Raw genomic sequence first — 26646 nt, 5'->3', positions numbered from 1 at the left:
GCAGCAAATTTAAAGCGCTACAGCGTCCTTTGCGCCTCCTATTTGACGCGCGGCGCGGTAGGCAATTGGTGACGCGACCCGCTCGCCTTCTCACCGCGCTTGCCATGGTAGGCTGCTTCGTCGATACCGCACCGGAACCCCGGGGCAATGTCGTCGGCGATCTTGCGGGCGAGCGTGTTCGGATCCGGATTGGCGAGTGCATCGACATAGCCGGCGACGCAGCCGATCCCGTCTTCCTTCTGCGCAACCTTTGAGATCACCAGGACCTGGCCGTCATAGGCCGAGTTGCCTTCGCCGGTTTTCGGATCGCCGTTCTCGATCACCCAGCGCAGGATGGCCGATACCGGCACCTTGTCCTTGTTCAGGCGCCACTCCACCATCGTGCCGGCGTGGTTGAAGGGGCCGAAGGTTTCGAAACCTTCCTTCAGGTATCGCGCATTCAGATGCCCGAAGAAGAAGCTTTGCCGGATATCGGATTCCTTGAAGTGGGCGGGGTAGCCGTCAGGGCCAGGACAGGTCATCGACATGAAGATGCCTTCGACTTCCTCCACAATAGTGCACTTGTCGCGGCTGACATCCGAATAGACGCTGTCGTTGGCCAGAACCGGCGTGGCGGCAAGTGCTGCAGCAAGGAAACATGCGGCCTTTGCGGTCATCCAAAATCCCTCCTTACGAGAAATCCTCTGATGCAATCAACTTCAGGTCACGGCGGGTTGGCAAGGTGAATCTGCACTCCGGACGAAAGTTATGTTGCATCGCGGCATGTTTCCCTTTATCCGACGGGCAAATTTCTCAACCGACCCTGGGAGTATTCCATGCGTATCGATGCGATTTCCATCGGAAAGAATCCACCGGAAGATGTCAACGTCATCGTTGAAGTTCCTGTTGGCGGCCATCCGATCAAGTACGAGATGGACAAGGAAGCCGGCACGCTCGTCGTCGACCGTTTCCTCTACACGCCGATGACCTATCCGGGGAACTACGGCTTCGTGCCGCACACGCTTTCCGATGATGGCGATCCGATCGACGTTCTGATCTGCAACACCCGTCCGCTCGTTCCGGGCTGCGTCATCAACGTCCGCCCGATCGGCGTGATGATGATGGAAGACAATTCCGGCCAGGACGAAAAGATCATCGCGGTTCCGTCGGGTCACCTGACGCAGCGCTACGACAAGGTGCATGAATACACCGACCTGCCGGAAATCACGCTCAAGCAGATCGAGCACTTCTTCGAGCACTACAAAGATCTGGAGCCCGGCAAGTGGGTCAAGATTTTCGGCTGGAAGGATGCCTCCGTCGCCAAGCAACTGATCAAGGAAGCGGTCGAGCGCGCCAAGGGCGAAAAGAAGTAAGCATCTGGCTATTTGCCGACCAGTTCGGCAAGCCGTTTCAAAACATCCTCCGGGTCGGCGTCGATCCGGAGGATTTTTTTGCGCTGCGTTTCGCCTGAGATGAAGGAAATGCGGTTCTTGGCGACGCCGATCTCTTTGGCGAGGACGGCGATCAGGGCCTGGTTGGCCTTGCCCTTTTCCGGAATGGCGCGCACGCGGACCTTGAGATGGTCCTGCCCGTCGGCGCCGCTCTCCACCCCATCGATCCCGTCGCGTCCGCCGTTCGGTGTCAGTCGAACGGTGACGCGCACGTGATCTCCGTGGGCGGTGAACGCTTGCTGCGTCAATGGATCAGCGCAGGAGCGCCGGCGCGATCGTCGTGTTCAGGAAAAGCTGGATGAAATAGAGGATCACCAGCACGACCAGCGGCGAAAGGTCGACGCCGCCCATATTGGGCAGGACCCGGCGGATCGGACGATAGAGCGGCTCGGTCAGCTGGTAGAGCGAGCGGCCGATCATGTTGATCGCCTGGTTGTTCACGTTGATGACGTTGAACGCATAGAGCCACGAAAAGATGGCTGACGCGATGATCAGAAACCACGCGATGTTGATAATAAAGTTCAAGGTGCCGATGACAGCAATCATGCCGGTCTCCAAATCGTTATTGACAGACATGTAGACATTGAGACCTAAACGAGCAAGTACGCCGATTTACCGTGCGCGATCATGTTTAATGCGGATCGGACAAAGATCGGTACCATCGAGGAGCGTTTCCCCTATGTCTGCCGTTCATACCACCCACCGTTTTGCCGCCTTCGGGCATGTCGGTTATCGCCGCTATTTCTTCTCGCGCTTCCTTGCCTACTTTGCCATTCAGATCATTTCAGTCGCGGTCGGTTGGCAGATCTACGACCTGACGCGCGATCCGTTCGACCTCGGGCTTATCGGGCTCTTCCAGTTCCTGCCGTCGCTGGTGCTGATTCTGGTCACGGGGTCAGTTGCCGATCGCTATAACCGGCGCATGATCATGGGCATCTGCATGGCCGTCAGCACGCTGTGTGCCGTGGCGCTGCTCACGTTGACGGTCACGGGGCTTTTCTCGCCCTGGCCTGTTTATGCGATCCTGGTCGTCTTCGGCATCGAGCGGGCGTTTCTCGCCCCCGCCTCGCAGTCGCTGGCACCCAATCTCGTCCCGCCCGAAGATCTACCCAATGCGATCGCCTGGAATTCGACCTCGTGGCAGACGGCGATGATCGTCGGTCCGGTTGCAGGCGGCCTGATCTATGGCTTCGGCTCCGTTGCGCCCTATGCCGTCGGCGTCTGCTTCTTCGCCGCCGCGGCGCTGATGGTGTTTGCCATCCCCAAGCCGGCGGCGCGCTCCAAGGCACCGGTTCACAGCTGGGAAACGATCACAGCCGGTTTCCGCTATATCAAGGCGGAGAAGGTGGTGCTCGGTGCGATCTCGCTCGATCTGTTCGCGGTGCTGCTCGGCGGCGCTGTCGCGCTGATGCCGGTCTTTGCCCGCGATATCCTTGATCTTGGCCCATGGGGCCTAGGCTTGCTGCGCGCCGCCCCCGGCGTTGGCGCCGTCGGCATGGCGGTGTGGCTTGCCGCCCACCCCATTCGCCACCGCGCCGGCTTTTACATGTTCACCGGCGTCGCGCTCTTCGGCCTCGGCACCGTCGTCTTCGGCCTGTCGGCAACGCCATGGATATCGATCGCTGCACTGGTGGTCATGGGCGCTGCCGACATGATTTCGGTCTATGTACGCGAGATCCTGATCACGCTGTGGACGCCGGACGAGCTGCGCGGCCGCGTCAATGCCGTCAACATGGTGTTCGTCGGCGCCTCCAACGAGCTCGGCGAGTTCCGGGCCGGCATGATGGCATCCGGCTTTGGCGCAATCTTTGCCGTCGCTTTCGGCGGCGCAGGCACGTTGCTGGTGTCAGCGCTCTGGGCGCTCGGCTTCCCGCAGTTGCGCAAGATCGACACGCTCGACGTGCCGGAGCATCATCGTTAGAGCCTTTCCAGGAAATGCGCGGGTTCGAGCTGCAAAGCTTGGCGTCAGGCCGCCTGCCTGGAGCCCGCCTGCACGAAAATGAGATCGAGGAAATTTTCCATCCAGGTGCGCAACGGCGCATCGTGCTGCATGCGCCCGTCGAGATGGGCCTTGCCCATCTGGGCGCCGGGCAGTTCGAAGCGGTGCGCGCCGTGCACCACCCATCGATGCATCATCGCGCGCGTCAGCTCGCCATGGAACTGGATGCCCCAGGCGTTTTCGCCATAGCGGAAGGCCTGGTTCGGATAGGTTTCGCCGGTTGCCAGCAACTCGGCACCTGCAGGCAGATCGAACCCCTCGCGATGGAAGTGATAGACCATGTCAGGCCAGTCCATCAGTGCCCGCCCGGCGTCGGTGGCGACCAGCGGGTACCAGCCGATTTCCGTCATGCCTTCATGATGCGGCGCGACCTTGCCGCCAAGGTTGCGCGCCAGCATCTGCGCGCCCAGGCAGATGCCGAGATAGGGCTTGTTTTCCTTGAGCGGCACCGATAGCCAGTCGATCTCGCGGCGGACGAAATCCTCCTCGTCATTGGCGCTCATCGGCCCGCCGAAGATGATCGTGCCGCCGTGGTGCTCGAGCGTCGGTGGCAGCTCGTCGCCAAGCGCCGGACGACGGATGTCGAGGGAAAAACCCTTCTGCGCGAGGATCTGGCCAACACGGCCGGCGCTCGATCGCTCCTGGTGCAGGACGATGAGGATGGGCTTCCTGTCGGTCTCGGCGGCTATCGGCATTTCAGCTTTCCTGTTGCGGTTCGCCTTCTTCCGCCGCATCGATCCTGGCCGCGACCTCCCGTCGCTTCAAAACCCGGTCCCGCCCGGAGACGCCGAGTAGATCGGCGATCCGCCAGATCACGTGATCTTCCATCTCGCTGCGCTCGCCATCGGCGTAGACGACCTCCCAGAGCATGCCGATCAATTCGATGCGCTGCTCTTCGGAGAGGTGGCGCTTCACTTCGGCGGTGAACTGATAGAAGTCGATGGCCTCGCTTTCGGCGGACTTGCCGGCTTCGACAAGCGCGTCGAGTGCTGCATCGTCGAGTTCATAGTGCTGCTTGATGATGGCGCGCATCTTGCGCTGCTCGGAGGCGAGGATCTTGCCGTCCGCCTCCATCACCTGAATGCAGAGCGCGATGACCGCCACGCGCGGATCACCCCTCTCGATCCGCGTCGTCGGGCCGGTCAGGCCCTCAAGAAACGTCCGGAAGCGTTCAAACATGTTTTCGCCCACAGCCCCTCAAAACTCAGAACAATCGGAAAGTGGTCTTTTCCGACACTTTTTTGCCGACAGCCGGTTCCCGCACGCCGGGATCATCCGGAGGACGGCCGAAGAACGGGTCGGCGACCGGCTCGCCATTGGAGGCGCCGTCCTTCTCGCGTGTCCTCTCGACGATCGGGGCAGGTCTTTTCGTTTCCACCACCTTGATCGGCTCGGCGCGCTCGCGCGGCGTCTCGGCTGCGGCTTCGATGATCACGGGCGTATCGACGACCGGTTTGGCCGGAGCCGTGCCGTGGCCTACGGGATGGTGCTCAGCCATGACAGGGGGCAGGCTGCGGATCGCTTCATCGGCGCTCAGGTGGCCATCCTCGACCTGTGCGGCCAGTTGCAGGGCCGGTGCCTTCCATTCGAAGGCGTCGAGCCGTCCGCTGACCGGCGAGACCGGTAGCCAGGTCGGGGAAGTCACGCCGTCGGCCGTCCAGGCCGGATCGCGCGGGCTCTTCAGGGCCTGGGCCATCCAGTGGCGGATGCGACCCTCGTCCCCGGTGTCGGCCTCCTCGATATCTGCAAGCAGCAGAAAGATGCTTTCGGTCGGCTCCAGCCGGGCTGCGGCCTCCGCCTTGGTGCGGGCAAGCAGAAGCTCGCGCGCCTCGAGTGCTGCTTCGGCGACGGCTGCCATGGCCACCGCGTTGTTCGGGCGCAGCGATTCGAGTTTTCTCGCCCGCTTCAGCCGGTCGACCGCCGTGTCGCCGCCGCGTGCCCGCACGTAGAGGCGGGCGACATCGGGATGCGGCTCATGTTTCCAGGCCTTTTCGAGGATCGATGCTCCCTTGCGCAGGTTGTCCTCGCGAAACAGCGCCTTTGCCGCCACCTGTGCGGCGGGCACCAGATTTTCGTCGAGCTTGAGTGCTGCAAGCGCGTCGTCGCGGGCCGCCTTGGCATCGCCGTCGAGGCGCGTCATGGCGCGGGCGGTCAGAAGCACGGCCTTCTTGCGGTCGGCCTCCTTGCGCTCAAGCACATGGGCTGTCCTGCTCTGGTCGAGCAAGCGCAGTGCGTCATCCCATTGTCCGGCCTGGCTCTGGCTGTCGAGCGTTGCCAGTGTCGCCCAGGGCAGGTGCGGCGCTTTTTCGGCTGCCCGCTCGGCATATTGACGCGCCGCCTCGTGTGCGCCGAGGCGTTTGGCTTCGAGATAGAGACCGCGCAGGCCGAGTTCGCGCGTTTCCGGATCGTCGGCCATCAGTTCGAACTTCTTGCGCGCGTCGTCGTATTTGCCTTCGATCAGGAACGTCTGGGCTTCGAGCAGGTGGATCAGCGGTTCCTGATCGGCGCTGATCAGGCCGCGGGTGCGGGCGGTCATCTTGCGCGCCTGGTTGGCGTCGCCGGCGCCGGCGGCGATCAGGCCAGTCGACAGTGCCTGGTAGCCCCTGTCGCGCTTTCGGGCGCGGAAATAGCGGGTGACGGTGTGTGGCGACAGCCAGATGGTGCGCACCAGCCAGATGGCGATCAGCACGGCGGCGACCAGCGAGATCAGCAGCGATGCCGCGCGCATCAGGCTCATTTCGATGAGCTGGCCCTGCCAGACGAGCGACAGTTCGCCCGGCCGATCCGCGAGCCACGCGAAGCCGAGGCCGAGACCCAGAACGATCAGGATGAAGATCAAAATGCGGATCATGTCTGTCTTCCTCAGCCCTGGGTGGTGGACTTGTTCATCGTTGCCGCGACCGCCGCATCGATGATGCCTTCGACCCGGAGACGCTGGTCAAGCTTGACCTTGAACGGTTCACCGGCGGTCTTGGCCGCAGCCGGAAGACCGTCCCATTCCAATGCCGCGCCCTTAAGATCGCCGTTGTTGAGCTTGTCCTCGATGCGGGCGACGACGGCCTCCGGCGTGTCGCCTTCGACGCTGCCGACGGGACGCACGCGAATGCCCGACATGGCGCTGGAGACGAGGCGATCGAAGATGCCCTCGTTCGGGTCCGGCTGATTAAGCGCGTCGAGCATGGTATTGGATGTGGTTGCAAAATCCCGGCGAAGGTCGGCGCGCGTTGCCACGCCCGTCGTCGCATCCTGAGCGAGGGCGGTGACGGCCGTTTCATCAGGGGCGATGCTGCGAAGCGCATCGAGTTCAGCCAGGAACGGCCCGCCACGATCGATCGCGGTCTTAAGCGCGGTGACGGCGACGGCCTTGGCAACCTGGATATCGTTGGCGGGTTCGTTGAGTTTCTGTTCGGCGGAATCGATGCGGCTTGCCAGTTCGGCTCTGGCCGTCGTTGCCGATTGCTGCGCTTCGGCAAGGCCTGATTTCAGCGCGGCGATCTCCTTGGTGAGGTTCGTCACTTCGGCCTTGAGTGCCGTCATCTCGCCGGTCGCCACTCCGCCGGCGCCCGGTTGTGCTGCCGTCTGTTCCAATGCGGCGAGGCGGTTCTCGAGCGGTGCAATGTCGACGGTTGTGGTTGGCGCCTGTATGCCGGCCACCTGATCGCGCAGGGCCTGGATCTCGCTCGAAAGCGTCAGCTCTGTGGAAGACGTGCCGCGGTCGGGGCCGAGCCCCGGCACATAGCCGGCATATTGCAGCACGCCGAAGCCGAGCAGCGTCACCAGGCCGCCGAGGATCCCGGCTGCCAGTGAACCGGAATTGGACGGCGGCTTTTGTACGGGGCTTGCTTCAGGCTCACGGCTTAAATGCGGCGGCTCCTCGTTGAAGGCGGCGGCTGCCGCATCGGCGCGCTGCTCCTCGATTTCCTCTTCGACGCGGGCTTCCGCTGCGCCATCGGCTTCGGGGATTTCGGTCGGTTCATCGGCGGTTGCCGCGGGGTTTGCCGTCGTTTCGGCATTTTCCGTCACGGTCTTTTCCGCTTCAAGGTCGATCGTCAGCGGCTCTTTCTCGGCTTTCGAGCGGCGCGGCGGGTTTTCCGATACCATGGTGACCTCTTACCGTTGTTGCCTGTCGGTTCTTGCAACAAACCTAGTCAGGCTGGCCGGTGAGGGAAAGCCCCCTTGCTTCCGTTTTTGATCGAAATAGCATTAGAGAAGGCTGAAAAGGCTTTCTTCGTCTGGTCTTGCTGCGACCTCGACTGAGGCTCCATCCGGGAGCGCTCCGGCAACGGCGGCGCTGAGGCAGAGATAGCGCGGAGAGAAAGCGGCGGTCTTGAGGCCGGCTTCGACAAGCAGCGCGGCGAAGCGTCGCGCGGTGTCGTGGGAATAGAGCAGCACCGCGTCCGGCCGGCCGGCCGATATCAGGCGCGCCAATATGTCGGGCGGATGGGCGATCGGCTGCATCCGGTAGCATTCGACCGTGACATGCTCGATGCGAAGCTGCCGTAGCGTGGCTTCAAGTCCGTCGGAGCGGGGGGAACCTGCGAGATAGAGGAGGGGCGCCCGCGATGCAGAAAGCGTGGCGGCGATCGTTTCGGCAAGGCTCCTGCCGGTTCCCTCTCCCGTGTGGAGCGAGGTAAAGCCGAGATCGCGCGCCGCCCGGGCCGTCGCTTCGCCGACGCAGAAGCAGGGTTCCGCTTTATAGGGCTCCAGATCGGCGCCAAGTTCGCCCAACGCCCGTACGGCTTCGGCACTGGTCAGCGCGACTGCGGCATGTGGTCTTTCGAGTGCTTTCCGTGCCGCCTCTGGCAAATGTTCCGCCCGCGCCAGCGGCAACAGCAGCGGCTGATGACCCATGACTTCCAGACGGCGGGCCGTAGCCTCGGCGGCGGGCTGCGGCCGGGTCACGAGCAGCCGCATGGCTCAAGTCCAGCTCGAGAAGAAGCCCGGTCCCGCCTGCGCGCGGATATCTTCGCCGGCCTTTTGCCCGAGGGCTTCGGCATCGGCAGCCTTGCCTTCGACCGTGATGCGGTGATGGGTGCTGCCATCCGGCGTCAGGATCATGCCGGAAAAACGCAGATGCGTGCCGTCCGAGACCGCCAGGCCGGCGATAGGCGTTCGACAGGAGCCGTCGAGCGTCGCAAGGAAGCCGCGTTCGCAGGCGACCGCCTCATGGGTTCTGCTATCGTCGATGGCGGCGAGCAGGTCGTTGACGCGTTTGTCGCCGATCCTGCTCTCGATACAAATCGCGCCCTGCGCCGGTGCCGGCGGAAACTCTTCCGGGTCGAGCAGTTCTGTCGGCACGTCGGCCATGCCGAGCCGCTTCAGGCCGGCATAGGCAAGCAGCGTCGCATCGACCTGGCCTTCGGCGAGCTTGCGCAGCCGCGTCTCGACCTGGCCGCGATAGGTGATGACGTTGATGTCGGGCCTGAGCCTCCGGATCAGCGCCTGCCGGCGCAGCGACGACGAGCCGACAGTCGCGCCTTCGGGCAATTCCAGGAGCCTGGGTGCGGTGCGGCCGATGAAGGCGTCGCGAATGTCCTCGCGCGGCAGGAAGGCGGAAAGAAACAGGCCATCTGGAAGCTTGGTCGGCATGTCCTTCGAGGAATGCACGGCGAAATCGAGTTCGCCCGACAGGAGCTGCTGCTCGATTTCCTCGGTGAACAGGCCCTTGCCGCCGATCTCGGCCAGCGACCGATCGGTGATGCGGTCGCCCTTGGTGGAAAGGATGACAACCTCGAACATTTCCGGCGACAGACCATGCACGGCCGCGAGGCGATCGCGCGTTTCATGGGCTTGAGCGAGCGCCAGTGGGCTGCCACGCGTGCCGATCCGGAAAGGTTTTGTTTGCATCAAAGGCTATCCATTGTTACCGGAGTTCCGTGTACCCACCTTTCGGTGCGACCGCAATCTTTGAGTAGTTCCTGATGTCTCCGCCCATGCGCATCCTCGGCATAGAAACAAGCTGCGACGAAACCGCGGCTTCCGTCGTGCTGCGCGACGAAAACGGCAGGGGAAGCATCCTCGGCGACGTCGTCCTGAGCCAGCTGGAAGAGCATAGCGCCTATGGCGGCGTGGTTCCGGAGATTGCCGCGCGCGCCCATGTCGAAGCGCTCGACACCCTGATCGAGGAGGCGCTGCTGCGGGCCGGCGTGACGCTCAACGACATCGATGCGATTGCTGCGACAAGTGGTCCCGGTCTGATTGGCGGCCTCATCGTCGGACTGATGACGGGCAAGGCGATCGCGCGGGCAACCGGCAAGCCGCTCTATGCCGTCAATCACCTGGAAGGTCACGCGCTGACCGCGCGGCTCACCGATGGTCTGAGTTTTCCCTATCTGATGCTGCTCGTTTCCGGCGGCCACACGCAGCTGATCCTGGTCAAGGGCGTCGGCGACTACGAGCGCTGGGGCACGACGATCGACGATGCGCTCGGCGAGGCCTTCGACAAGACGGCCAAGCTGCTCGGTCTTCCCTATCCCGGGGGGCCGGCCGTCGAGCGTGCCGCCCGCAATGGCAATGGCGAGCGTTTCGATTTTCCGCGCCCGTTGGTCGGCGATGCCCGGCTCGATTTCTCATTCTCCGGGCTGAAGACGGCGGTGCGCCAGGCGGCGCAGTCGCTGGAGCCGGTGACGGACCAGGATATTGCCGACATCTGCGCCTCCTTCCAGCGCGCGATCTCGCGCACGCTCAAGGATCGGATCGGGCGCGGGTTGAAGCGGTTCAAGACGGATCACGCGTCCGTGGAAAGGCCGGCGCTGGTCGTTGCCGGCGGCGTTGCCGCCAACCAGGTGCTCAGGACAACGCTCCAGGAACTCTGCAACAAGAACGGCTTCGATTTCATCGCGCCGCCGCTTGCGCTTTGTACCGACAATGCCGCGATGATCGCCTGGGCGGGTGCCGAACGGTTTGCCGCCGGTTTGCCGGCGGATGGTCTCGATGTCGCGCCGCGCTCGCGCTGGCCGCTCGACCAAAAGGCGCAGACCTTGCTTGGTTCGGGCAAGCGCGGCGCCAAGGCATGACGGAAAGCAGCCAGGGCATGATGGACAGGATATGAACACCAACCCGAAGATCGTGGTGGTCGGAGCGGGTGCCTTCGGCACGGCGCTTGCGGCCGTCGCCGCATCCGCTAACGGCAGCGATGTGACCCTTCTCGCCCGGCGCGAGGAAACCGCGGATGAATGCCGGCTGACCGGCCGCAACGAGCCGTCGCTCCCGGGCATCGACCTGCCGGCAGGGCTCAAGCACAGCGCGGATGCTGCGGTGCTTGGCGACGCTGAGATCGTGCTGTTCGTCATGCCATCGCAGGCACACCGCGATGCGGCGCGGCAATACGGTCCGTCGATCAATGCCGCGGCGACGATCGTCACCTGCGCTAAGGGCATGGAGCAGGCAACGGGGCGGCTTTTGACCGACGTGCTGGCGGAAGAATTGCCGGGCCACGGCATCGGCGTGCTCTCCGGCCCCGGCTTTGCAGCTGACATCGCCAAGGGGCTGCCGACGGCGATGGTGGTTGCTGCCGCCGACAACGACACGGCGACGCTGCTTGCGGAGGCTCTGTCAGGCCCGACCTTCCGTCTCTACCCTTCAGAAGACCGCATCGGCGTGCAACTTGGCGGCGCGCTGAAGAATGTGCTTGCCATCGCTTGCGGCATCGTCGAAGGCGCAGGTTTGGGCGACAGCGCCCGGGCGGCGTTGATCTCGCGCGGCCTTGCGGAGATGTCCCGCTTCGTCGTCGCCGAAGGCGGGGATGCCGATACCGTTCGCGGCCTCTCGGGGCTCGGCGATCTCGTGCTGACGGCAACCAGCCACCAGTCGCGCAACCTGCGCTTCGGCATTGCGCTCGGCAAGGATGGCCGCGGCAGCGGACGCCAGGGCGAACTCGTCGAGGGGGCCTTTGCAGCCTCGGTCGCCGCCCGCGTCGCCCGCGATCTTGGCGTCGAGATGCCGATCACCGAGGCGGTCGCCGCCATCATCGACGGCAAGCTCGATGTGCGCACCGCCCTTGAACAATTGATGTCCCGTCCGATCACCCAGGAATGACTTCGTCAGGAGGAAGCATGCTCTTCGCACTTCAATGCACCGACAAATCAGGCGCGCTGCAGCTTCGGCTGGACACGCGTCCGGATCACGTCGCCTATCTCAACGACCTCAATGCCAAGGGCATTCTGAAGATGGCCGGCCCCTTCCTCGGCGACGACGGCAAGCCGACCGGAAGCCTGGTGATCGTCAAGACCGAGACGATCGACGATGCGCGCGCCATCGCCGAAGCCGATCCCTACGCCAAGGCCGGCCTGTTCTCCAACGTCGAAATCAAGGCCTTCAACTGGGTCTTCAACAACCCGGAGGCTTGAGGCGCGATGGCATTCTGGCTTTACAAATCCGAGCCCTTCAAGTGGTCCTGGCAGATGCAGAAGGATGCCGGCGCGAAGGGCACCGAATGGACCGGCGTGCGCAACTACCTCGCACGCAACAACATGCGGGCGATGCAGATCGGCGACAAGGGCTTCTTCTACCACTCGAACGAAGGGCTTGAAATCGTCGGCATCACCGAGGTCTGCGCGCTTTCGCATCCGGATTCGACCGCCGAGGGCGATGCCCGCTGGGACTGCGTCGACATTCGCGCTGTTCGCGACGTGCCGCGCCCGGTGACGCTGAAGGAGATCAAGGATAACCCCAAGCTCGCCAACATGGCGCTGGTCACCAGCATGCGCCTTTCAGTCCAGCCGGTCACCGAGGACGAATGGATCGAGGTCTGCCGCATGGCCGGGTTCGACAGTCCGCCACGGTAGCTTTGTTTTTCCGCGTGATTTATCCGAAAACCGGCTCCCGCATTTCGGATCACGCTCGGAGTGTTTCTTGAAGACCGATCCCGAAAGCTTCATCCGCGCCAACACCGACGTTCTGTCGCCGCCGCATGTGCCAGAAATCCGGCTGCATCTGGCGACGGAAGCGCATGAGCTCTGGCTGAAAACCGAGGAGGAGCTGGAGGAAATCGGTCTGCCGCCGCCGTTCTGGGCCTTTGCCTGGGCCGGCGGGCAGGGGCTCGCGCGTTATATCATCGATCATCCGGAGGTCGTTCGCGGCCGACGCGTCGTCGACTTTGCCTCGGGCTCCGGGCTGGTCGCCATCGCCGCGATGAAGGCGGGGGCGGCTTCTGTTCTTGCGGCCGATATCGATCCCTGGGCCGAGACGGCGGTGCGGCTCAATGCCGAACTGAACGGCGTCGATATTGCCTACACCGCAGAGGATATTACCGGCCGCGATCTGGCCGCCGACCTCTGCCTTGCCGGCGACGTCTTCTACGACAAGTCCTTTGCCGAGCGCCTGCTGCCCTGGTTTACGGCGCTCAGCTCCGGCGGCGCGACCGTCATCGTCGGCGATCCCGGCCGCTCCTATTGTCCGCGCGACAGGATGACGGCGCTGGCGACCTACGAAGTGCCGGTCACAAGGGCGCTTGAAGACAGCGAGGTCAAGCGCACGACGGTCTGGCAGTTCGGCGCATCAACGGCTCCTTCCGTGCCCGATTGACAGCGGCAACGCATTCGCTTCCAACTTCCTAAAAACGATAAGGGGATGAGGGGAACGAAGATGGCTTTTGCGGGCATGAACTATCTGGCGGTGCTGATTGCCGCCATTGCGGCCTTCGTCATTGGCGCCGGCTATTACGGCGTTCTCGGCAAACCCTGGATGAAGGCGGCGCGCATCGACCCCGCGACGGCGCAGATGTCGCCGGTTCTTTTCGCGATTTCCTTTGTCTCAGAACTAGTGATGGCGACGATGGTCGCCGGTGTCGTCGGCCATCTCGGCCCGGCCCAGGTCACCGCTTTTAACGGCATTGTCTCCGCGTTCTTCCTGTGGCTCGGTTTCGTCGCAACCAGCATGGTCGTCAATCACCGCTACCAGGGATTCGGCTGGAGCCTGTCGCTGATCGACGGCGTGCACTGGCTGCTGGTGCTGTCGGCGATGGGCGCCATCATCGGCGCCATGGGCGTGTGACCGCGCGCAGGCCCGGTGGCTCCTCGGTGGGAGCCGTCACCGCTATCGCCGGATCACGCAGACGCCGTGCTCCCAGGCGCAGGCGCGATTGAACGTTTTCGGCGACATCACGATGATCTTTGCGCGCTTCACCTGCGGCGGCGGCGTAAACTGGCCGTCGTCATAGTAGCTGTAGTTGCCCTCCTGGCTGAAGTAGATGCCGTTGCCGGGATCCCTATAGGCCGAAATGCCGCCGGCATAGGTGCCGATGCTACCGATCGTGTCCGGGAAGCCATCGCCGCCGTAGATATCAAGCCGTTCACCGCCGTAGCTATCCGGGCGATGATCATAGCGGTCGCCTGATGTCCAGATGTTACGCACTGCCTGGTCCCGCCCCCAGCCGTCGCGATAGCGCAGGCGTTCGCTATATTGCCTGTCGTAAGGACGATACCGGGGAAAGCGGATATGCCGGGTCCGGGTCTCGACTTCTGGCGGTCCGTTCTCGGCGGCCCACTGGTTGCGTGGCAGGCGATTGCGGCTGTACGTTGTGCCGTAGCCCATGCGGTCGAACTCGTGGCGACTGAAGGAACGATGCGAATACAGCCTGATGTGTCGGGTGCGCGTCTGCACTTCCCGTGGCCCGCCCCAGTCTCCCGCCCGCACCGGCAGGCAGGCAGTCGCGACAAGCAGGCCCGCAAGTGCTAGAACTTTGGTCGCATGGAATGCCCGCAACAGAGTCATTCTGTCCGTCCTCCGCAAAACGCTTAACAAATCGTTAACCGCACTCTGGGGCAATTCCGCTGGAAAGTCACGGATTTGGTTATGGTTTTCGCCCGTATCGTTAACTGGGCGCCACGTCTCGGTCGGACCTGAAAATGCCGCTTTTCGTCTAATCGATTAAATTGATTTTGCACTGCAAACACACTTGTCGTTAAGCAATATGGTGATTAAAGGTCCGAAGGACTGAATTGCGCACAATCAGGTGCGATACCGGACTAAAATCGTCCACTTTTTGGGCGTGAATCCGGGCATTTCCGTGAGGTTCCGATGACGGATGTCACAAGAAGCCGGCCGCTGTCGCCGCATCTTCAAATCTATAAGCCTATCCCGACAATGGTGATGTCCATTGTGCACCGCATTACCGGCGGCGCGCTCTACTTCGGCACCATCCTCGTTGCCTGGTGGCTGATCGCCGCCGCGTCCGGCGAAGCGTACTACGACTGGGTCAGCTGGCTGTTCGGCACGCTTCTCGGCAAGCTGGTGCTCTTCGGCTACACTTGGGCGCTGGTGCACCATATGCTCGGCGGCCTGCGCCACTTCATGTGGGACCTCGGCTACGGCTACGAGAAGCACTTCGCCACCAAGCTGGCCAAGGCAACGATCGTCGGGTCGGTAGCGCTTACCGTGCTGATCTGGGTGGTCGGCTATCTCGTGCGGTACTGAGGGGACAGGACCATGAACATGCGCACACCTCTCAGCAAGGTCCGCGGCTACGGCTCCGCCAAGGAAGGCACTGACCACTTCTGGCGCCAGCGCGTCACGGCAGTCGCCAACGTTCCGCTCTTGATCTTCTTCGTCATCTTCCTCGTTCGTTATGCCGGCGCTCCCCATGCGGAGGTCGTTTCGGCCCTTTCGAACCCCTTCGTCGCCGTGGTCATGGGCCTGGTCCTGCTTTCGGGACTGATCCACATGAAGCTCGGCATGCAGGTGATCATCGAGGATTACGTGCACGGTGAAGGCGCGAAGATCGCCCTTCTCATGCTCAACACATTTTTCGCGATCGTGGTTGGCGGGCTCTGTCTTTTCGCCATCCTGAAGATCGCTTTTGCAGGGTAATTTCGTCATGGCATCGAACAGTTCACCCGCTGCAAACGGCAAGGCCTACCAGTATGTCGACCACGCCTTCGACGTCGTCGTCGTTGGCGCCGGCGGCGCCGGCCTGCGCGCCACGCTGGGCATGGCGGAGCAGGGCCTGAAGACGGCCTGCATCACCAAGGTCTTCCCGACACGCTCGCACACGGTTGCCGCCCAGGGCGGCATCGCCGCCTCGCTGCAGAACATGACGCCGGACAGCTGGCAGTGGCACCTCTACGACACCGTCAAGGGCTCCGACTGGCTCGGCGACGTCGACGCCATGCAGTATCTCGCCATGGAAGCGCCGAAGGCGGTCTATGAGCTCGAGCACTACGGTGTGCCCTTCTCGCGCAACGAGGAAGGCAAGATCTACCAGCGGCCGTTCGGCGGCCACATGCAGAACTATGGCGAAGGCCCGCCGGTGCAGCGCACCTGCGCTGCCGCCGACCGCACCGGTCACGCCATCCTGCACACGCTCTATGGCCAGGCGCTGCGCAACAACGCCGAGTTCTTCATCGAGTATTTTGCGCTCGACCTGATCATGTCGGACGACGGCCGCTGCACCGGCGTCGTCGCCTGGAACCTCGACGACGGCACCATCCACCGCTTCTCCGCCAAGATGGTGGTGCTTGCGACCGGTGGTTACGGCCGCGCCTACTTCTCGGCAACCTCCGCTCATACCTGCACCGGTGACGGCGGCGGCATGATCGCACGCGCCGGCCTGCCGCTGCAGGACATGGAATTCGTCCAGTTCCACCCGACCGGCATCTACGGCGCAGGCTGCCTGATCACCGAGGGTGCGCGCGGCGAAGGCGGCTATCTCGTCAACTCCGAAGGCGAGCGCTTCATGGAGCGCTATGCGCCGTCGGCCAAGGACCTTGCTTCGCGCGACGTCGTTTCGCGCTGCATGACGATGGAAATCCGTGAAGGCCGCGGCGTCGGCAAGAACAAGGATCACATCTTCCTGCATCTCGACCATCTCGATCCGGCCGTGCTGCACGAACGCCTGCCCGGTATCTCGGAATCGGCAAAGATCTTCGCCGGCGTCGATGTGACCCGCGAGCCGATCCCGGTCCTGCCGACCGTGCATTACAACATGGGCGGCGTGCCGACCAACTACTGGGGCGAAGTCTTGAACGCCGACAGCCAGAACCCGGAGCGCACCGCGCCCGGCCTGATGGCCGTGGGCGAGGCCGGCTGCGCCTCGGTGCACGGTGCCAACCGTCTCGGCTCCAACTCGCTGATCGACCTGGTGGTCTTCGGCCGCGCCGCCGCCATCCGCGCCGGCCAGGTCATCGACCGCAACGAAGCGATCCCGGCGATCAACGTTGCCGCCTGCGACAAGATCATGGCCCGCTTCGACGCCCAGCGTTTCGCCAACGGCTCGACGCCGACGGCGGTGCTGCGCGAAAAGATGCAGCGCGCCATGCAGGAAGATGCGGCCGTGTTCCGCACGCAGGAATCGCTGGAATCGGGCTGCAAGCGCATCTCGGCGATCTGGAAGGAACTGCCCGACGTCAAGGTCACGGACCGGTCGATGATCTGGAACTCCGATCTCGTCGAGACGCTGGAACTGCAGAACCTGATGGCCAACGCCATCACCACGATCTATGGCGCCGAAGCGCGCAAGGAGAGCCGTGGCTCGCACGCCCGCGAAGACTATACCGGCGGGGCGCTTGGCGGCCGTGACGACGTCAACTGGCGCAAGCACACGCTCGCTTGGGTCAACGAGGCCGGCGACGTCAAGCTCGACTATCGCCCTGTTCATACCGACCTGATCGCCGAAGGCATCGATCCGAAAAAGATCGAGCCCAAGGCTCGCGTCTACTGATCTTGAGGAATTAGGCACATGGTTGAACTCGCTCTCCCCAAGAACTCGCAGATGACCGAAGGCAAGGTCTGGCCGAAGCCGGAAGGCGCGACCAATGTTCGCGAATACCGCATCTACCGCTGGAACCCGGATGACGGCGCCAATCCGCGCATCGATACCTTCTATATCGATATCGACGATTGCGGCCCGATGGTGCTCGACGGTCTGCTCTACATCAAGAACAAGATCGATCCGACACTGACGCTGCGCCGCTCCTGCCGCGAAGGCATCTGCGGCTCCTGCGCGATGAACATCGACGGCACCAACACGCTTGCCTGCACCAAGGGCATGGATGAGGTCAACGGCACGGTGAAGGTCTATCCGCTGCCGCATATGCCCGTGGTCAAGGACCTGGTGCCGGATCTCACCCACTTCTATGCCCAGCACCGCTCGATCGAGCCCTGGCTGAAGACGGTCACGCCGACGCCGGCCAAGGAATGGAAGCAGAGCCATGAGGACCGTCTGAAGCTCGACGGCCTCTACGAATGTATCCTGTGCGCCTGCTGCTCGACCTCCTGTCCGAGCTATTGGTGGAACGGCGACCGTTACCTCGGTCCGGCTGTTCTGCTGCAGGCCTATCGCTGGCTGATCGACAGCCGCGATGAAGCGACCGGCGAGCGCCTCGACAATCTCGAGGATCCGTTCCGCCTCTATCGCTGCCACACGATCATGAACTGCGCGCAGGCCTGTCCGAAGGGTCTCAACCCGGCCAAGGCGATCGGCGAGATCAAGAAGATGCTGGTCGAGCGTCGGGTCTGATCCGAGGTAATCGACGCGCTATCGCATGTTGCGGCGGGCCCTGTGCCCGCCGTTTGCGTTTTTTCTTCGCCGGGTGAAGGAGCTTCCTCGAACGGCCTTGTTTGTCCGTCCGGCAATCGTTGATTGTGCCGGCGCAAGACAGTCATTTCGGTCACCTGAAGCAACATGCTGCCGGGCCAGAAGTCGTCATTGTCCCGTTCGCGCAGACGTTTCAATCCTGCAACAGGTAGACATGAATCGTCGTCCCTTGATTTGACAGGTGGATTTGCTGTATTTCGGCCTATATTATCGCGTTGCATCATGGTTCGCGGAACACATCGGGAGTAAAGATATGCGGGTTATTCATGCGGCGGCGGGGCTGGCGGTTGTGCTTGCGCTGACCGGATGCCAGCGGACATCCATGGGTGGCTTCAGCTCCCAGGATTCTTCACCTGCTCCCCTCCAGGCCCAGCCCGTACCGTCGGTCTCGTCGAACCAACTCCCTGATCCCACCGGCAACACGTCACAATTCCCGGCTGCACCGACGGCGGGAACGGCAATGGCCGGTGCCGCTCAACCTGGTACCCAGGTAGCAGCAGCCACCAACGCGCTCGATGTGACCAAGGAATCGATGGTCGGCAACTGGCGCGTTTCGAGCGCCGGCAGCTCCTGCGACATGTTCCTGACGCTGACCAACCTCGGCAGCGGTTCGCGCGGCGGCACGCGTGGTTGCGCCGGCGAGCTGACGGCTATGGGTTCCTGGGAAGTGGCCGGCAAGCAGGTCGTCCTCAAGGACCGCACCGGCAACGCCATCGCTCGCCTTTACAAGACGGCCGATGCGCGCTTCGACGGCTCCACCAATGGCGGCCAGCCGGTCAGCCTCAGCCGCTAATGACCTGGTCCAGCCCGGCTAATCGCCGGGCTTCTTGTTTTCCGGTCCACCTCGGGTGAGACGTGCTCAATCCTGACGACAGCATCTACCGCAAGCTCGAAACACTCGTTCAGAGCGGCGAGCGAAAACGCGATCCGGCCCAGTTCGCGATCGCCCGGCGATTCGATCATCTTTCGGCCGAGCTCCTGGCAAGCAGGCCATCGCGCAAGACCAATGCGCTCGGCTGGCTCTTTGCCTCGCGCAAGAAGGATCATCCCCCGGTCAAGGGGCTCTACATCCATGGCGGTGTCGGTCGCGGCAAGACCATGCTGATGGACATGTTCTTCGAGGCGGTGCCGATCCAGCGCAAGCGCCGGGCGCATTTTCACGAGTTCATGGCCGACGTGCATGAGCGGATCTACAGGCACCGCCAGAAGCTGAAGAACGGCGAGACGAAGCAGGCCGATCCCATTCCGCCGGTTGCCTCCGACCTCTTCGGCGAGGCGCGGCTCCTCTGCTTCGACGAATTCACGGTGACAGACATTGCCGATGCGATGATCCTCGCCCGGCTTTTCAGCGAACTCTTCGCCAAGGGCTGCGTGTTGATCGCAACCTCCAATGTGGCGCCTGACAATCTCTACCGCGACGGTCTCAATCGCGGGCTCTTCCTGCCGTTCATCGATCTCCTGAAGGCGAATGCCGAGATCATCTCGCTCGACACCGATACCGACTACCGCCTGATGAAGACGGACGGCAGCCCGGTGTGGATCTCACCGCTCGGACCCGAGGCCGACGCGGCGATGGCGCAGGCCTGGAACAGGCAAACGGCAGGGGCCGCCGTCGCGCCCGCCGAGGTGCCGCGCAAGGGCCGCAAGATTCCGGTGCCGGCAGCAGCCGGAAAGGCGGCCCGTTTCAGCTTCACCGACCTTTGCCAGCAGCCGCTCGGTGCTGCCGACTATCTTGCGATCCTCGAGCGCTATTCCACCCTCTTCGTCGATCACGTGCCGCATCTCGGGCCGCATGTGCGCAACGAAACCAAGCGCTTCATCCTGCTGGTCGACACGCTCTACGACAACGGCGCCCGCCTCTTTGCCTCGGCCGCTGCCGAACCGCAGAACCTTTTGACGCTGAAGAAGGGCACGGAAGGCTTCGAGTTCGACCGGACCGTTTCGCGGCTGATCGAGATGCAGAGCGCGGAATATGCGGCAGAACATCCTGAAAATATTGCGGTTTCGTGACGCGCGAATGACGATAATTTTTACGTTTACGTAAGAATTTTATGATCTAACCGATTGAAATTGTTCCATCCAAAAGTATCGATTGATATTTTAACGATTGCCGTTTAATGGCTTCCGGCGAAGGTTTGGCGTTTGCGGCGTTTCAGGCCTCGATCAGTTTGGGATCACAAAGGAAGCACTTTCATGGCGCGCAACAAGATCGCACTTATCGGTTCAGGGATGATTGGTGGCACGCTGGCGCATCTCGCCGGCCTGAAGGAACTGGGCGACATCGTCCTCTTCGACATTGCCGACGGCATCCCCCAGGGCAAGGGCCTCGACATCGGCCAGTCCTCCCCGGTCGAAGGCTTCGACGTGAACCTGACGGGTGCCAGCGACTATTCCGCCATCGAAGGCGCCGATGTCTGCATCGTCACCGCCGGTGTCGCCCGCAAGCCGGGCATGAGCCGCGACGATCTGATCGGCATCAACCTCAAGGTCATGGAACAGGTTGGCGCGGGCATCAAGAAGTACGCCCCGAACGCCTTCGTGATCTGCATCACCAACCCGCTCGACGCCATGGTCTGGGCGCTGCAGAAGTTCTCCGGCCTGCCGAAGAACAAGGTCGTCGGCATGGCCGGCGTTCTCGATAGCGCCCGCTTCCGCCTGTTCCTCGCCCAGGAATTCAACGTTTCGGTTCAGGACGTCACCGCCTTCGTTCTCGGCGGCCACGGCGACACCATGGTGCCGCTCGCCCGCTATTCGACCGTTGCCGGCATTCCTTTGACCGACCTCATCCAGATGGGCTGGGTCACCAAGGAACGCCTCGAAGAAATCATCCAGCGCACCCGTGACGGCGGCGCCGAAATCGTCGGCCTGCTCAAGACCGGCTCTGCCTACTACGCACCGGCCGCCTCCGCGATCGAAATGGCTGAAGCCTACCTCAAGGACAAGAAGCGCGTTCTGCCTTGCGCGGCACACCTGACCGGTCAGTACGGCGTCAAGGACATGTATGTCGGCGTTCCCACCGTCATCGGTGCCGGCGGCGTCGAGCGCATCATCGAGATCGACCTCAACAAGGCCGAGAAGGAAGCTTTCGACAAGTCGGTCGCTTCGGTCGCCGGCCTTTGCGAAGCCTGCATCGGCATTGCGCCGAGCCTGAAGCAGTAATCGCGTCCCGTTGAGCGGATGCCTGCATTCGCTCGACCTTTTGTTTTTGCCGCATTTTCGCGGGCGGGTATTTCCCCGCCTGCAAAATGCTCCAGACAGGAAAAACACCATGAACATTCATGAATATCAGGCCAAGGCTCTCCTGAAGAGCTACGGCGCGCCGGTCGCGGAAGGTGTCGCGATCTTCTCCGCCGACGAAGCAGAAGCGGCTGCCAAGAAGCTCCCGGGCCCGCTCTACGTCGTCAAGAGCCAGATCCATGCCGGCGGTCGCGGCAAAGGCAAGTTCAAGGAACTCTCCGCCGACGCCAAGGGCGGCGTTCGTCTTGCTTTCTCGATCGATGAAGCCAAGGCTCATGCCAAGGACATGCTCGGCAATACGCTCGTCACGGCGCAGACCGGCCCTGCCGGCAAGCAGGTGAACCGCCTCTACATCGAGGACGGCGCCGACATCGATCGCGAACTCTATCTTTCGCTGCTCGTTGACCGCTCGGTCGGCCAGGTTGCCTTCGTCGTTTCGACGGAAGGCGGCATGGACATCGAGGCTGTTGCGCACGACACGCCGGAAAAGATCGTCAACGTCGCGATCAATCCGGAAGCTGGCGTCACCGCCGCTGATCTCGCCAAGCTCACCTCGGCCCTGAAGCTCGAAGGCGAAGCCAAGGCCGACGCCGAAAAGCTCTTCCCGATCCTCTACAAGGCCTTTGTCGAGAAGGACATGAGCCTGCTTGAGATCAACCCGCTGATCGTCATGAAGAACGGCCGCGTGCGCGTTCTCGATGCCAAGGTCTCGTTCGACGGCAACGCCCTGTTCCGCCACGACGACATCAAGGCGCTGCGCGACGAAACCGAAGAAGACGCCAAGGAAATCGAGGCCTCCAAGTGGGACCTCGCCTATGTGGCGCTCGACGGCAACATCGGCTGCATGGTCAACGGCGCGGGTCTTGCCATGGCGACGATGGACATCATCAAGCTCTACGGCAAGGAGCCGGCGAACTTCTGCGACGTCGGCGGCGGCGCCGGCAAGGAGAAGGTCGCGGCAGCCTTCAAGATCATCACGGCCGACCCGAAGGTCGAGGGTATCCTCGTCAACATCTTCGGCGGCATCATGAAGTGCGATGTCATCGCTGAAGGTGTCGTTGCGGCCGTGCAGGAAGTCGGCCTCAAGGTTCCGCTGGTCGTGCGTCTCGAAGGCACCAATGTCGAGCTTGGCAAGAAGATCCTGAACGAATCCGGCCTGGCGATCACCGCCGCCGACGATCTGGACGACGCTGCCAAGAAGATCGTTGCCGCGATCAACGGCTAACTGAAGGACCAGACCTCATGTCGATTCTCGTTAACAAGAACACCAAGGTCCTCGTTCAGGGCCTGACCGGCAAGACCGGCACCTTCCATACCGAACAGGCGCTTGCCTACTATGGCACGCAGATGGTCGGCGGCATTCACCCGAAGAAGGGTGGCGAAACCTGGACCGGTTCCAAGGGCGAAACCCTGCCGATCTTCGCGTCGGTTGCCGAAGGCCGTGAGAAGACCGGTGCGGACGCATCCGTGATCTATGTTCCGCCGGCAGGCGCCGCGGACGCGATCATCGAGGCGATCGATGCGGAAATCCCGTTCATCACCTGCATTACCGAAGGCATCCCGGTTGCCGACATGGTGCGCGTCAAGGCTCGTCTCGACCGCTCCAAGTCGCGCCTGCTCGGCCCGAACTGCCCCGGTATCCTGACGCCGGAAGAATGCAAGATCGGCATCATGCCGGGCTCGATCTTCCGCAAGGGTTCGGTTGGCATCGTCTCGCGCTCCGGTACGCTGACCTATGAAGCCGTGTTCCAGACCTCCAACGAAGGCCTCGGCCAGACGACGGCCGTCGGCATCGGCGGCGACCCGGTCAAGGGCACCGAGTTCATCGACGTGCTCGAGATGTTCCTCGCCGACGAGGCCACGACCTCGATCATCATGATCGGCGAAATCGGCGGCTCGGCCGAAGAGGATGCGGCGCAGTTCCTCATCGACGAGGCCAACAAGGGTCGCAAGAAGCCGATGGCCGGCTTCATCGCGGGCCGTACCGCGCCGAAGGGCCGCACCATGGGTCACGCCGGTGCCGTCGTTTCCGGCGGCAAGGGCGATGCGGAATCCAAGATCGCTGCGATGGAATCGGCAGGCATCCGCGTGTCGCCATCGCCGGCTCGCCTCGGCAAGACGCTGGTCGAAGTCCTCAAGGGCTGACCTCAGAATTGCGTCATCGGGGCCGGCCATCAAAGCCGGCCCCGATGACCGCACTGCCTGCACAAGTCCTTCGGTCGGCATCGATTTAAGGACAAGATCATGCAGCAGGTTGAAAGTGTTACAGCGCCCTTCGCGCGTCCTGATCGACGCACGGCGCTGCAAGGACCCAAAAGCAGGGCGCACTGGATGCGTCTGACAATGATGAACGACCGGGAAAACCCGGCATCCCAACTTAAGTCAGGAGGCGGACCAAAACGTCCGCGAGAACCCATGGCAAGGCAAGAGGCCAACGAGCAATTCCAGCTCACATCGTTTCTGGACGGCGCGAACGCCGCCTATATCGAGCAGCTCTATGCACGCTACGAAACGGATCCGTCGTCCGTCTCGGCTGAATGGCAGGCCTTCTTCAAGGCGCTGGCCGACAAGCCGGAAGACGTGGTGAAGGCCGCCAAGGGCGCCTCCTGGAAGAAGCCCAACTGGCCGATCGTCGCTAATGGCGAACTCGTCTCGGCGCTCGATGGCGACTGGGGTAGGGTCGAAAAGGTCATCGAGAAGAAGGTCAAGGCGAAGGCGGAAGAAGCCGCTGCCGTCACCGGCACCGCCGTGAGCGCGGCAGATATCCATCAGGCGACGCGCGATTCCGTTCGCGCCATCATGATGATCCGCGCCTATCGTGCGCGTGGCCACCTGCATGCCAAGCTCGATCCGCTCGGCCTTGCTGCCCCGGTCGATGACTACAACGAGCTTTCGCCCTCGAACTACGGGTTTGAGGAGAAGGATCTCGACCGCAAGATCTTCATCGACAACGTGCTCGGCCTCGAATACGCGAGCATTCGCGAAATGGTCGAAATCCTCGAGCGCACTTATTGCTCGACGATCGGCGTCGAATTCATGCACATGTCAAACCCGGAAGAGAAAGCCTGGATCCAGGAACGCATCGAAGGTCCGGACAAGGGCGTCGAGTTCACGCCCGAGGGCAAGAAGGCGATCCTGCAGAAGCTGATCGAGTCGGAAGGCTTCGAGCAGTTCATCGACGTCAAGTACAAGGGCACCAAGCGCTTCGGTCTCGACGGCGGCGAATCGCTCATTCCGGCGCTCGAGCAGATCATCAAGCGCGGCGGCCAGGAAGGCCTGAAGGAAATCGTTCTCGGCATGGCCCACCGCGGCCGCCTGAACGTGCTTTCCCAGGTGATGGCAAAGCCGCACCGCGCCATTTTCCACGAATTCAAGGGCGGCTCCTACGCTCCTGATGACGTCGAAGGTTCGGGCGACGTGAAGTACCACCTCGGCGCTTCCTCCGACCGCGAATTCGACGGCAACAAGGTTCACCTGTCGCTGACGGCGAACCCGTCGCACCTGGAAATCGTCAACCCTGTCGTCATGGGCAAGGCCCGCGCCAAGCAGGACCAGATGGCGACAGTGTTCGAAGGCGACATCATCCCGTTGCGCGAACGCTCAAAGGTCATGCCGCTCTTGCTGCACGGCGATGCGGCGTTTGCCGGCCAAGGCGTCATTGCCGAAATCCTCGGCCTGTCCGGCCTGCGCGGTCACCGCGTTGCCGGCACGGTCCACTTCATCATCAACAACCAGATCGGCTTCACCACGAACCCGGCCTTCTCGCGTTCGTCGCCCTATCCGTCGGATGTGGCCAAGATGATCGAGGCGCCGATCTTCCACGTCAACGGCGACGATCCGGAAGCGGTCGTCTACGCTGCCAAGATCGCCACCGAATTCCGGATGAAGTTCCACAAGCCTGTCGTCATCGACATGTTCTGCTACCGCCGCTTCGGTCACAACGAAGGCGACGAGCCTGCGTTCACGCAGCCGAAGATGTACAAGGTCATCCGCGCCCACAAGACCGTCGTCCAGCTCTACTCCGACCGCCTGGTCGCCGAAGGCCTGATGAGCGAAGGCGAAGTCGAGAAGATGAAGGCCGATTGGCGCGCCCATCTCGAGCAGGAGTTCGAGGCTGGCCAGTCCTACAAGCCCAACAAGGCCGACTGGCTGGATGGTGTCTGGTCGGGCCTGCGTTCGGCCGACAACCAGGACGAACAGCGTCGCGGCAAGACCTCCGTGCCGATGAAGCAGCTCAAGGAAATCGGCCGCAAGATCGCCGAGATCCCGGCCGGCTTCAATGCGCACCGCACGATCCAGCGCTTCATGGAAAACCGCGCCAACATGGTTTCGACCGGCGAGGGGATCGACTGGGCGATGGCAGAAGCGCTTGCGTTCGGTACGCTCGTCACGGAAGGCACGAAGATCCGCCTTTCGGGCCAGGACTGCGAACGCGGCACCTTCTCGCAGCGTCACTCGGTTCTCTACGATCAGCAGACCGAAGACCGTTACATCCCGCTTGCCAACCTCACGCCGACCCAGGCCCGCTACGAAGTCATCAACTCGATGCTTTCGGAAGAGGCCGTGCTCGGTTTCGAATACGGCTACTCGCTGGCCCGTCCGAACGCGCTGACACTCTGGGAAGCCCAGTTCGGCGACTTCGCCAACGGCGCACAGGTCGTGTTCGACCAGTTCGTCTCGTCGGGCGAACGCAAGTGGCTGCGTATGTCGGGCCTCGTCTGCCTGCTGCCGCACGGCTATGAAGGTCAGGGTCCGGAGCACTCCTCCGCCCGCCTCGAACGCTTCCTGCAGCTCTGCGCGGAAGACAACATGCAGGTCGCCAACGTCACGACGCCGGCGAACTACTTCCACATCCTGCGCCGCCAGGTGAAGCGCGACTTCCGCAAGCCGCTGATCCTGATGACGCCGAAGTCGCTGCTGCGCCACAAGCGTGCGGTTTCGAGCCTGTCGGAAATGGCCGGCGAAAGCTCGTTCCACCGTCTGCTGTGGGATGACGCCGAGGTCATCAAGGACGGCCCGATCAAGCTGCAGAAGGATTCGAAGATCCGCCGCGTCGTGCTCTGCTCCGGCAAGGTCTACTACGATCTGCTCGAAGAGCGCGAGAAGCGCGGCATCGACGATGTCTACCTGCTGCGCGTCGAACAGCTCTATCCGTTCCCGGCCAAGGCGCTGATCAACGAGCTCAGCCGTTTCCGCAACGCGGAGATGGTCTGGTGCCAGGAAGAGCCGAAGAACATGGGCGCCTGGTCGTTCATCGACCCGTACCTGGAATGGGTGCTGGCTCATATCGACGCCAAGTATCAGCGCGTGCGCTACACCGGCCGTCCGGCTGCGGCATCGCCGGCAACGGGCCTGATGTCGAAGCACATGGCGCAGCTGGCCGCCTTCCTCGAGGACGCGCTGGGGGGCTGATCCTGCCCCCTTGGCGCCGAGCCAATCGATAGAAA

28 protein-coding genes are annotated in these 26646 nt (G+C 62.7%); 18 read left to right on the top strand and 10 right to left on the bottom strand.

All coding sequences use genetic code 11. The features are described 5' to 3' along the window. Window positions 1-38 precede the first annotated feature (38 nt). Window positions 39-656 (bottom strand): hypothetical protein, encoded by a 618-nt coding sequence (locus IB264_RS17475; protein WP_025425110.1) that lies wholly within the window; start codon window positions 654-656, stop codon window positions 39-41. Between the two features lie 159 nt (window positions 657-815). Between IB264_RS17475 and ppa the strand changes: the two genes are divergently transcribed. Beyond that, entirely contained in the window at window positions 816-1352 is a 537-nt protein-coding gene (ppa, locus tag IB264_RS17470) for an inorganic diphosphatase (RefSeq protein WP_025425109.1), read from the top strand. 8 nt (window positions 1353-1360) lie between these two features. On the opposite strand, the gene IB264_RS17465 is transcribed toward ppa, so the two are convergent. Both IB264_RS17465 and IB264_RS17460 read right to left on the bottom strand, forming a co-directional pair. Next, window positions 1361-1678 carry a DUF167 domain-containing protein gene (locus IB264_RS17465; protein WP_025425108.1) on the bottom strand — a complete coding sequence of 106 codons (318 nt, stop codon included), beginning with the start codon at window positions 1676-1678 and terminating at the stop codon, window positions 1361-1363. Between the two features lie 4 nt (window positions 1679-1682). Continuing rightward, window positions 1683-1976 (bottom strand): YggT family protein, encoded by a 294-nt coding sequence (locus IB264_RS17460; RefSeq protein ID WP_025425107.1) that lies wholly within the window; start codon window positions 1974-1976, stop codon window positions 1683-1685. A gap of 133 nt (window positions 1977-2109) precedes the next feature. Here IB264_RS17460 and IB264_RS17455 point away from each other — a divergent pair, with 133 nt between their 5' ends. After that, window positions 2110-3351: an MFS transporter gene (locus IB264_RS17455; RefSeq protein WP_192433867.1), complete on the top strand. Its 1242-nt coding sequence runs from the start codon at window positions 2110-2112 to the stop codon at window positions 3349-3351. A 44-nt stretch (window positions 3352-3395) separates the two neighbouring features. Here the strand turns inward: IB264_RS17455 and IB264_RS17450 are convergent, their stop codons facing one another. The 6 genes from IB264_RS17450 to hemC form a co-directional block, all read right to left on the bottom strand. Beyond that, window positions 3396-4124 carry a glutamine amidotransferase gene (locus IB264_RS17450; RefSeq protein WP_025425105.1) on the bottom strand — a complete coding sequence of 243 codons (729 nt, stop codon included), beginning with the start codon at window positions 4122-4124 and terminating at the stop codon, window positions 3396-3398. A gap of 1 nt (window position 4125) precedes the next feature. Next, window positions 4126-4608 (bottom strand): TerB family tellurite resistance protein, encoded by a 483-nt coding sequence (locus tag IB264_RS17445; protein WP_025425104.1) that lies wholly within the window; start codon window positions 4606-4608, stop codon window positions 4126-4128. A 25-nt stretch (window positions 4609-4633) separates the two neighbouring features. Beyond that, a complete protein-coding gene (locus IB264_RS17440; RefSeq protein ID WP_025425103.1) occupies window positions 4634-6280 on the bottom strand; it encodes a heme biosynthesis protein HemY in 1647 nt (548 codons plus the stop codon). 11 nt (window positions 6281-6291) lie between these two features. After that, complete coding sequence (locus tag IB264_RS17435; protein ID WP_025425102.1) at window positions 6292-7530, bottom strand: COG4223 family protein; 1239 nt, start codon at window positions 7528-7530, stop codon at window positions 6292-6294. A gap of 102 nt (window positions 7531-7632) precedes the next feature. Next, window positions 7633-8343: a uroporphyrinogen-III synthase gene (locus IB264_RS17430; protein WP_025425101.1), complete on the bottom strand. Its 711-nt coding sequence runs from the start codon at window positions 8341-8343 to the stop codon at window positions 7633-7635. A 3-nt stretch (window positions 8344-8346) separates the two neighbouring features. Further along, the gene (gene hemC, locus IB264_RS17425) at window positions 8347-9276 is read right to left on the bottom strand and encodes a hydroxymethylbilane synthase (protein ID WP_025425100.1); all 930 of its coding nucleotides are present in this window, start codon (window positions 9274-9276) and stop codon (window positions 8347-8349) included. Window positions 9277-9350: 74 nt separating this feature from the next. Between hemC and tsaD the strand changes: the two genes are divergently transcribed. From tsaD to IB264_RS17395, 6 genes are all read left to right on the top strand, one after another. After that, window positions 9351-10445, top strand: a complete 1095-nt coding sequence (tsaD, locus tag IB264_RS17420) for a tRNA (adenosine(37)-N6)-threonylcarbamoyltransferase complex transferase subunit TsaD (protein ID WP_025425099.1) — start codon at window positions 9351-9353, stop codon at window positions 10443-10445. 31 nt (window positions 10446-10476) lie between these two features. Continuing rightward, window positions 10477-11466, top strand: coding sequence for an NAD(P)H-dependent glycerol-3-phosphate dehydrogenase (locus IB264_RS17415; RefSeq protein ID WP_025425098.1), 990 nt, complete (start codon window positions 10477-10479; stop codon window positions 11464-11466). Window positions 11467-11483: 17 nt separating this feature from the next. Further along, entirely contained in the window at window positions 11484-11777 is a 294-nt protein-coding gene (locus IB264_RS17410; RefSeq protein ID WP_025425097.1) for a YciI-like protein, read from the top strand. A 6-nt stretch (window positions 11778-11783) separates the two neighbouring features. After that, window positions 11784-12215: an EVE domain-containing protein gene (locus tag IB264_RS17405; protein ID WP_025425096.1), complete on the top strand. Its 432-nt coding sequence runs from the start codon at window positions 11784-11786 to the stop codon at window positions 12213-12215. Between the two features lie 67 nt (window positions 12216-12282). Continuing rightward, entirely contained in the window at window positions 12283-12954 is a 672-nt protein-coding gene (locus IB264_RS17400) for a methyltransferase (RefSeq protein WP_025425095.1), read from the top strand. 60 nt (window positions 12955-13014) lie between these two features. Beyond that, window positions 13015-13422 carry a DUF1761 domain-containing protein gene (locus IB264_RS17395; protein WP_025425094.1) on the top strand — a complete coding sequence of 136 codons (408 nt, stop codon included), beginning with the start codon at window positions 13015-13017 and terminating at the stop codon, window positions 13420-13422. A gap of 42 nt (window positions 13423-13464) precedes the next feature. Here the strand turns inward: IB264_RS17395 and IB264_RS17390 are convergent, their stop codons facing one another. Then, window positions 13465-14142, bottom strand: a complete 678-nt coding sequence (locus IB264_RS17390; RefSeq protein WP_025425093.1) for a hypothetical protein — start codon at window positions 14140-14142, stop codon at window positions 13465-13467. Between the two features lie 306 nt (window positions 14143-14448). Here IB264_RS17390 and sdhC point away from each other — a divergent pair, with 306 nt between their 5' ends. The 10 genes from sdhC to IB264_RS17340 all read left to right on the top strand — a co-directional run bounded on the left by sdhC (window position 14449) and on the right by IB264_RS17340 (window position 26611). Next, window positions 14449-14844 carry a succinate dehydrogenase, cytochrome b556 subunit gene (gene sdhC / locus IB264_RS17385; RefSeq protein WP_025425092.1) on the top strand — a complete coding sequence of 132 codons (396 nt, stop codon included), beginning with the start codon at window positions 14449-14451 and terminating at the stop codon, window positions 14842-14844. Window positions 14845-14856: 12 nt separating this feature from the next. After that, a complete protein-coding gene (sdhD, locus tag IB264_RS17380) occupies window positions 14857-15237 on the top strand; it encodes a succinate dehydrogenase, hydrophobic membrane anchor protein (protein ID WP_025425091.1) in 381 nt (126 codons plus the stop codon). 7 nt (window positions 15238-15244) lie between these two features. Continuing rightward, window positions 15245-17086: a succinate dehydrogenase flavoprotein subunit gene (sdhA, locus tag IB264_RS17375; RefSeq protein WP_025425090.1), complete on the top strand. Its 1842-nt coding sequence runs from the start codon at window positions 15245-15247 to the stop codon at window positions 17084-17086. 18 nt (window positions 17087-17104) lie between these two features. Continuing rightward, window positions 17105-17884 (top strand): succinate dehydrogenase iron-sulfur subunit, encoded by a 780-nt coding sequence (locus tag IB264_RS17370; RefSeq protein ID WP_025425089.1) that lies wholly within the window; start codon window positions 17105-17107, stop codon window positions 17882-17884. 331 nt (window positions 17885-18215) lie between these two features. Beyond that, window positions 18216-18755 carry a protease inhibitor Inh/omp19 family protein gene (locus IB264_RS17365; protein WP_025425088.1) on the top strand — a complete coding sequence of 180 codons (540 nt, stop codon included), beginning with the start codon at window positions 18216-18218 and terminating at the stop codon, window positions 18753-18755. 62 nt (window positions 18756-18817) lie between these two features. Continuing rightward, the gene (zapE, locus tag IB264_RS17360) at window positions 18818-19972 is read left to right on the top strand and encodes a cell division protein ZapE (RefSeq protein ID WP_025425087.1); all 1155 of its coding nucleotides are present in this window, start codon (window positions 18818-18820) and stop codon (window positions 19970-19972) included. 183 nt (window positions 19973-20155) lie between these two features. Continuing rightward, window positions 20156-21121 carry a malate dehydrogenase gene (gene mdh, locus IB264_RS17355; protein ID WP_025425086.1) on the top strand — a complete coding sequence of 322 codons (966 nt, stop codon included), beginning with the start codon at window positions 20156-20158 and terminating at the stop codon, window positions 21119-21121. A 109-nt stretch (window positions 21122-21230) separates the two neighbouring features. Next, window positions 21231-22424, top strand: a complete 1194-nt coding sequence (gene sucC, locus IB264_RS17350) for an ADP-forming succinate--CoA ligase subunit beta (protein WP_025425085.1) — start codon at window positions 21231-21233, stop codon at window positions 22422-22424. A gap of 17 nt (window positions 22425-22441) precedes the next feature. Continuing rightward, complete coding sequence (sucD, locus tag IB264_RS17345) at window positions 22442-23344, top strand: succinate--CoA ligase subunit alpha (RefSeq protein ID WP_025425084.1); 903 nt, start codon at window positions 22442-22444, stop codon at window positions 23342-23344. 270 nt (window positions 23345-23614) lie between these two features. Continuing rightward, window positions 23615-26611: a 2-oxoglutarate dehydrogenase E1 component gene (locus IB264_RS17340; RefSeq protein WP_025425083.1), complete on the top strand. Its 2997-nt coding sequence runs from the start codon at window positions 23615-23617 to the stop codon at window positions 26609-26611. Window positions 26612-26646 lie beyond the last annotated feature (35 nt).

The sequence above is a fragment of the Ensifer sp. ENS11 genome, assembly GCF_014851895.1.
Taxonomy (GTDB): Bacteria; Pseudomonadota; Alphaproteobacteria; order Rhizobiales; family Rhizobiaceae; genus Ensifer; species Ensifer canadensis.
The sequence above is the reverse complement of the archived record's forward strand: the minus strand, read 5'-3'. Positions and strand labels throughout refer to the sequence as shown.

Excerpts from the sequence above, each read along its gene's own strand:
- sdhC (WP_025425092.1), top strand. The coding sequence starts at position 14,449 with ATGACGGATGTCACAAGAAGCCGGCCGCTGTCGCCGCATCTTCAAATC.
- sucC (WP_025425085.1), top strand. The coding sequence starts at position 21,231 with ATGAACATTCATGAATATCAGGCCAAGGCTCTCCTGAAGAGCTACGGC.
- IB264_RS17405 (WP_025425096.1), top strand. The coding sequence starts at position 11,784 with ATGGCATTCTGGCTTTACAAATCCGAGCCCTTCAAGTGGTCCTGGCAG.
- hemC (WP_025425100.1), bottom strand. The coding sequence starts at position 9,276 with ATGCAAACAAAACCTTTCCGGATCGGCACGCGTGGCAGCCCACTGGCG.
- IB264_RS17450 (WP_025425105.1), bottom strand. The coding sequence starts at position 4,124 with ATGCCGATAGCCGCCGAGACCGACAGGAAGCCCATCCTCATCGTCCTG.
- ppa (WP_025425109.1), top strand. The coding sequence starts at position 816 with ATGCGTATCGATGCGATTTCCATCGGAAAGAATCCACCGGAAGATGTC.
- mdh (WP_025425086.1), top strand. The coding sequence starts at position 20,156 with ATGGCGCGCAACAAGATCGCACTTATCGGTTCAGGGATGATTGGTGGC.
- IB264_RS17445 (WP_025425104.1), bottom strand. The coding sequence starts at position 4,608 with ATGTTTGAACGCTTCCGGACGTTTCTTGAGGGCCTGACCGGCCCGACG.
- IB264_RS17370 (WP_025425089.1), top strand. The coding sequence starts at position 17,105 with ATGGTTGAACTCGCTCTCCCCAAGAACTCGCAGATGACCGAAGGCAAG.
- IB264_RS17340 (WP_025425083.1), top strand. The coding sequence starts at position 23,615 with ATGGCAAGGCAAGAGGCCAACGAGCAATTCCAGCTCACATCGTTTCTG.
- tsaD (WP_025425099.1), top strand. The coding sequence starts at position 9,351 with ATGTCTCCGCCCATGCGCATCCTCGGCATAGAAACAAGCTGCGACGAA.
- sdhD (WP_025425091.1), top strand. The coding sequence starts at position 14,857 with ATGAACATGCGCACACCTCTCAGCAAGGTCCGCGGCTACGGCTCCGCC.
- IB264_RS17390 (WP_025425093.1), bottom strand. The coding sequence starts at position 14,142 with ATGACTCTGTTGCGGGCATTCCATGCGACCAAAGTTCTAGCACTTGCG.
- IB264_RS17475 (WP_025425110.1), bottom strand. The coding sequence starts at position 656 with ATGACCGCAAAGGCCGCATGTTTCCTTGCTGCAGCACTTGCCGCCACG.
- IB264_RS17430 (WP_025425101.1), bottom strand. The coding sequence starts at position 8,343 with ATGCGGCTGCTCGTGACCCGGCCGCAGCCCGCCGCCGAGGCTACGGCC.
- IB264_RS17395 (WP_025425094.1), top strand. The coding sequence starts at position 13,015 with ATGGCTTTTGCGGGCATGAACTATCTGGCGGTGCTGATTGCCGCCATT.
- sdhA (WP_025425090.1), top strand. The coding sequence starts at position 15,245 with ATGGCATCGAACAGTTCACCCGCTGCAAACGGCAAGGCCTACCAGTAT.
- IB264_RS17440 (WP_025425103.1), bottom strand. The coding sequence starts at position 6,280 with ATGATCCGCATTTTGATCTTCATCCTGATCGTTCTGGGTCTCGGCCTC.
- IB264_RS17435 (WP_025425102.1), bottom strand. The coding sequence starts at position 7,530 with ATGGTATCGGAAAACCCGCCGCGCCGCTCGAAAGCCGAGAAAGAGCCG.
- IB264_RS17415 (WP_025425098.1), top strand. The coding sequence starts at position 10,477 with ATGAACACCAACCCGAAGATCGTGGTGGTCGGAGCGGGTGCCTTCGGC.
- sucD (WP_025425084.1), top strand. The coding sequence starts at position 22,442 with ATGTCGATTCTCGTTAACAAGAACACCAAGGTCCTCGTTCAGGGCCTG.
- IB264_RS17455 (WP_192433867.1), top strand. The coding sequence starts at position 2,110 with ATGTCTGCCGTTCATACCACCCACCGTTTTGCCGCCTTCGGGCATGTC.
- IB264_RS17365 (WP_025425088.1), top strand. The coding sequence starts at position 18,216 with ATGCGGGTTATTCATGCGGCGGCGGGGCTGGCGGTTGTGCTTGCGCTG.
- IB264_RS17410 (WP_025425097.1), top strand. The coding sequence starts at position 11,484 with ATGCTCTTCGCACTTCAATGCACCGACAAATCAGGCGCGCTGCAGCTT.
- IB264_RS17460 (WP_025425107.1), bottom strand. The coding sequence starts at position 1,976 with ATGATTGCTGTCATCGGCACCTTGAACTTTATTATCAACATCGCGTGG.